Origin of the sequence: Polaribacter sp. NJDZ03, assembly GCF_019263805.1 — a bacterium.
Taxonomy (GTDB): domain Bacteria; phylum Bacteroidota; class Bacteroidia; order Flavobacteriales; family Flavobacteriaceae; genus Polaribacter.
This window is the reverse complement of sequence record NZ_CP079195.1, coordinates 1,397,501-1,402,500: the sequence shown is the minus strand read 5'-3', so window position 1 is coordinate 1,402,500 and position 5,000 is coordinate 1,397,501. Positions and strand designations below refer to the sequence as shown.

General features: G+C 36.3%; 2 protein-coding genes, 2 tRNA genes and 2 rRNA genes (1 of these 6 cut by a window edge). 4 read left to right on the top strand and 2 right to left on the bottom strand.

All coding sequences use genetic code 11. The annotated features are described in order from the left end of the window. Positions 1–173: 173 nt before the first annotated feature. A complete protein-coding gene (locus tag KV700_RS05975) occupies positions 174–653 on the bottom strand; it encodes a transposase (RefSeq protein WP_254712984.1) in 480 nt (159 codons plus the stop codon). 96 nt (positions 654–749) lie between these two features. After that, a complete protein-coding gene (locus KV700_RS05970) occupies positions 750–1,100 on the bottom strand; it encodes a transposase (protein ID WP_218599505.1) in 351 nt (116 codons plus the stop codon). Between the two features lie 1,409 nt (positions 1,101–2,509). Between KV700_RS05970 and KV700_RS05965 the strand changes: the two genes are divergently transcribed. The 4 genes from KV700_RS05965 to KV700_RS05950 form a co-directional block, all read left to right on the top strand. Next, a 16S ribosomal RNA gene (locus tag KV700_RS05965) occupies positions 2,510–4,027 on the top strand. A gap of 84 nt (positions 4,028–4,111) precedes the next feature. Then, a tRNA-Ile gene (locus KV700_RS05960) sits at positions 4,112–4,185 on the top strand. 83 nt (positions 4,186–4,268) lie between these two features. Next, positions 4,269–4,342 (top strand) — tRNA-Ala (locus KV700_RS05955). A 191-nt stretch (positions 4,343–4,533) separates the two neighbouring features. Continuing rightward, positions 4,534–5,000 (top strand): 23S ribosomal RNA (locus KV700_RS05950); it runs 2,417 nt beyond the window's last position. Together the 16S and 23S rRNA genes with 2 tRNA genes alongside form the textbook arrangement of a ribosomal RNA operon.

Below are 5,000 nucleotides of genomic sequence, written 5' to 3'. Positions count from 1 at the left end.
CTAAACTCAAAGTAGAATGGCAAACTGTATGAAAACCAATTATCTGTGACGGTACTCGTTACAAACGAGCACTAGCCTTGCGGGAATCTTTATTTTTTTAAATAGTATAGATGGTCTATCAATGCTACTAAAGCTTTTAACGGGGCAAGTCCAAAAGTTGTGGGATTTAGAAATTAGGCATAAATATTTGAGAGTCTAAAAAGGAAAAATTTGATGTTTCTAACACCTCTAAATTGTGCTCTAAATGCTTTTATTTTAGTATTAAACGATTCTGCAGAAGCATTTGTACTTCTATTGTCAAAATAGTTGAGTATATTCTGATAATGTATAGACATTGTTCTAGCAATGCTATTAAAGCTTTTAAACTTCGCTTGTCTTACATTTTCATCCCATTTAGCAAGTCTAGTTAAGGCAACAGTTTTATCTTTTGTTTGATTGTAAATCCAGGATAAGTTTTGACATAAATTGTATGCCTTTTCTATATCTGGATAAGTTTTAAAAAGTATTTCAGCTCTTTCTTGTTGGGAGTTAGTCCATTTGTTACTAGATTTATACAATAGGTATCTACTTCTAGCTAATAATTGTTTTAGAGTATCTCTATTTGGTAGTAGTTCAGGAACATATTTTAAGGAGTTGTTTCTAGCTGGTTCCATTGCTTAAAATCACTTAAATAATTTTTGTATTGTCTCAGTAAGTTTCTAAGGCTTACTCCGTAAAAGGTTGCTACAACAGATGTACTTGTAGCATTATTACAGACTGATTTGTTTTAAAAAAGCAGCAAATTCACTAGTAATTCTAGTGCCTTTTGCTACTAACTGCCAATCTCTTATCACTAATTTTTTAGAATTATCATCAATCCAACGCCTTCTAATAACATGTAGAAAAACGTTTTTACCTCGAATAGGAAAATCTTGAATAGTGGCTTCTGGAAAAAATCCTTTAGAGCTTAATTTAAGTGTTTTAAATTCTTCTGGAATTGTGTTTAACTCAGTGAAATAGGAATGGAGTTTTTCATTTTTAACTTCGTGTTTGGTAAATTTAAAATAGTTAACAAGTATTTCTGGTAGTAATAATTTAACAAGCTCAATTGAAGTATCCAAAATAGAAATAATTTTAAAGTCAAAGTTCTTCCTTTTTAGTTTACTCCACAACTTTTTGTGTTGATCCCTTTTAATCCAAACTTATCTTAGATTTTTATTACATTTTGCAAGTTTAATTAAAGGAACAGTTTTTTGTATGATTATTCCTCCAGGAATAATATAACAAAAGTTGTATGATTAAAAAAATGTCATAAATACTTATGAGTTACTCTTAAAAAATGAGTATTAACCTTGCTGAAGTCATTCTTTTAAATATTGCAATGATTTTATACCCTTTAGTATATGAAACTTAACATTTTTTATTTGATTTCCTCCAAAAAGTTGAACGACAAACTACGTATTATAATAGAATGTGAAAATTTTATCAGTTATACCTTGGTAGTTCTTAGATGAAAATAATACAATACAGTTTAGGCTTATTAAATATTTTTTTGTGCTATTTTTCTTTTATTAATATCTGTTATTAAATAGACTTTAGTTCTTTTTTTTTCAAAAATAATTAAGGAGAATAAGTTTAATACAAAAAATAGGATTTTTTTGCTTATTTAAATACACTTCAAAAATAATTTGACAAAAAAAAATCAACTGGCATAAAAAAAATAAAGGATTAAAATATCTATGTTTTCTATCTGTTAAAACAAATAGCTCACTTAAAAAACAACATAAATCAATCCTCTCTCGACCTAAAAACAAAAGATTATACATGTTTAAATCTCTAACATAACCAATTCTCAGCCACATTAACCTTTATTTTTAAAAAAAAACAAAAAGAAAAAGCATGTGCTAACTTTCAATAAGAGTACTCCTTTTTATAAGTATAAATAGGAATAATTATTCTCAACCCCAGATTGACGTAAATAAAACATAAAATAAGCATCAAAAAAGGATTATATAAAATACTTAAAAAGAGTACATTAAAACTATATGCAAAATTAAATTAAAATAAAGGTTAAAAGATAGCTGTTAGATTAAAAAGGAGTTGTAAGTTTGCACCCGCTAACAGCAATATTAGTTTGTTAGTTTCGTTCATTTATAGTTTGCTTTTAAATCTTAAAAAACATTCATCAGAAGGTGATTAAGATTTAACTTTAGCGTTGAAAATAAAGAAATAAAAAAAGTTTAATTTTTTATTGTCAGATTAGAAATAGTTTGTATGTTTGCAGCCGCTAAGAAATACAGCGAAAACGATCAAAGAAAATTTGGAATGACTATTAAAAAAGTCAGTTAGTTCGAGTCTAACATTTCTACAAAGTTTTAACCGATTAACAACTTTAAGTTGTTAATTAAGATTGAAACAAAGTTCATTGAAAATATTGAAATTGACAGCGTAATTAAAGAGTAGAATAACCATGTTTAGATTTATTTAAACAAATTCTTTTGAAACTTATTCATTAAAATATTTAAAATATACAATGAAGAGTTTGATCCTGGCTCAGGATGAACGCTAGCGGCAGGCTTAACACATGCAAGTCGAGGGGTAACATTGTGCTTGCACAGATGACGACCGGCGCACGGGTGCGTAACGCGTATAGAACCTACCTTTTACTGGAGAATAGCCTTTAGAAATGAAGATTAATGCTCCATAGTATTGAGACTTGGCATCAAGTTTTAATTAAAGATTTATTGGTAAAAGATGGCTATGCGTCCTATTAGTTAGATGGTAAGGTAACGGCTTACCATGACTTTGATAGGTAGGGGTCCTGAGAGGGAGATCCCCCACACTGGTACTGAGACACGGACCAGACTCCTACGGGAGGCAGCAGTGAGGAATATTGGGCAATGGAGGCAACTCTGACCCAGCCATGCCGCGTGAAGGATGACTGCCCTATGGGTTGTAAACTTCTTTTATACAGGAAGAAACACTGGTATGTATACCAGCTTGACGGTACTGTAAGAATAAGGACCGGCTAACTCCGTGCCAGCAGCCGCGGTAATACGGAGGGTCCGAGCGTTATCCGGAATCATTGGGTTTAAAGGGTCCGCAGGCGGTCAATTAAGTCAGAGGTGAAATCCCATAGCTCAACTATGGAACTGCCTTTGATACTGGTTGACTTGAGTCATATGGAAGTAGATAGAATGTGTAGTGTAGCGGTGAAATGCATAGATATTACACAGAATACCGATTGCGAAGGCAGTCTACTACGTATGTACTGACGCTGAGGGACGAAAGCGTGGGGAGCGAACAGGATTAGATACCCTGGTAGTCCACGCCGTAAACGATGGATACTAGTTGTTGGGTGTATGCTCAGTGACTAAGCGAAAGTGATAAGTATCCCACCTGGGGAGTACGGTCGCAAGACTGAAACTCAAAGGAATTGACGGGGGCCCGCACAAGCGGTGGAGCATGTGGTTTAATTCGATGATACGCGAGGAACCTTACCAGGGCTTAAATGTAGTCTGACAGCTTTAGAGATAGAGTTTTCTTCGGACAGATTACAAGGTGCTGCATGGTTGTCGTCAGCTCGTGCCGTGAGGTGTCAGGTTAAGTCCTATAACGAGCGCAACCCCTGTCGTTAGTTGCCAGCATGTTATGATGGGGACTCTAACGAGACTGCCTACGCAAGTAGTGAGGAAGGTGGGGATGACGTCAAATCATCACGGCCCTTACGTCCTGGGCCACACACGTGCTACAATGGTATGGACAATGAGCAGCCATCTGGCAACAGAGAGCGAATCTATAAACCATATCACAGTTCGGATCGGAGTCTGCAACTCGACTCCGTGAAGCTGGAATCGCTAGTAATCGGATATCAGCCATGATCCGGTGAATACGTTCCCGGGCCTTGTACACACCGCCCGTCAAGCCATGGAAGCTGGGAGTGCCTGAAGTCGGTCACCGTGAGGAGCCGCCTAGGGTAAAACTGGTAACTAGGGCTAAGTCGTAACAAGGTAGCCGTACCGGAAGGTGCGGCTGGAACACCTCCTTTCTAGAGAAAGATGGTGAGTTACAAAAAAAGGTCATTTTTACTCTTTGCTGTTAATTTTAAAATAAAAAGTATTTAAGCTATTATAGTCTCGTAGCTCAGCTGGTTAGAGCGCTACACTGATAATGTAGAGGTCGGCAGTTCGAGTCTGCCCGGGACTACAAAAAAGCAAAAATACTAAGGAAATTCTGGAAGTAAGAGGATTCTACATTCATAATTTAGAATTTATTCTGAATTTCATAATGGGGGATTAGCTCAGCTGGCTAGAGCGCTTGCCTTGCACGCAAGAGGTCATCGGTTCGACTCCGATATTCTCCACAACGGCTTAATGTTGTTGCTGATTTAATTATCAGTGGCGATTCGCCTCAAGTTCATTGACATATTGGTAAAATGATATCGTAAGAATCAAATAGATAGAGAACGATTAGAGTAATATCTAATTAAATAATTTTTTTATAAAAATATAAAAGAGTTCATTATAGTGTGGCAACACACTGTAGCAAAAAGTACAATAAGTTAAGTAAGGGCGTATGGCGGATGCCTAGGCTCTCAGAGACGACGAAGGACGTGATAAGCTGCGATAAGCTACGGGGAGGGGCACATACCTTTTAATCCGTAGATTTCCGAATGGGGCAACCCGGCATGTTGAAGACATGTCACCTAGCAATAGGAGTAAACCCGGTGAACTGAAACATCTAAGTAACCGGAGGAAGAGAAAACAATAGTGATTCCGTTAGTAGTGGCGAGCGAACGCGGATTAGCCCAAACCTATTTTGTTACGGCAAAATAGGGGTTGTAGGGCCACGATATTCGAAGATAAGTGAATTAGAATTGTTTGGAAAGACAAACCATAGAGGGTGATAGTCCCGTAAAAGTAAACGAATTTAAGATAGTGGTACCCTGAGTAGTGCGGGACACGAGTAATCCTGTATGAATCCACCGGGACCATCCGGTAAGGCTAAATACTCCTGAGAGA

Coding starts and splice junctions, on each gene's coding strand:
- KV700_RS05975 (WP_254712984.1), bottom strand. CDS start 653: ATGGAACCAGCTAGAAACAACTCCTTAAAATATGTTCCTGAACTACTA.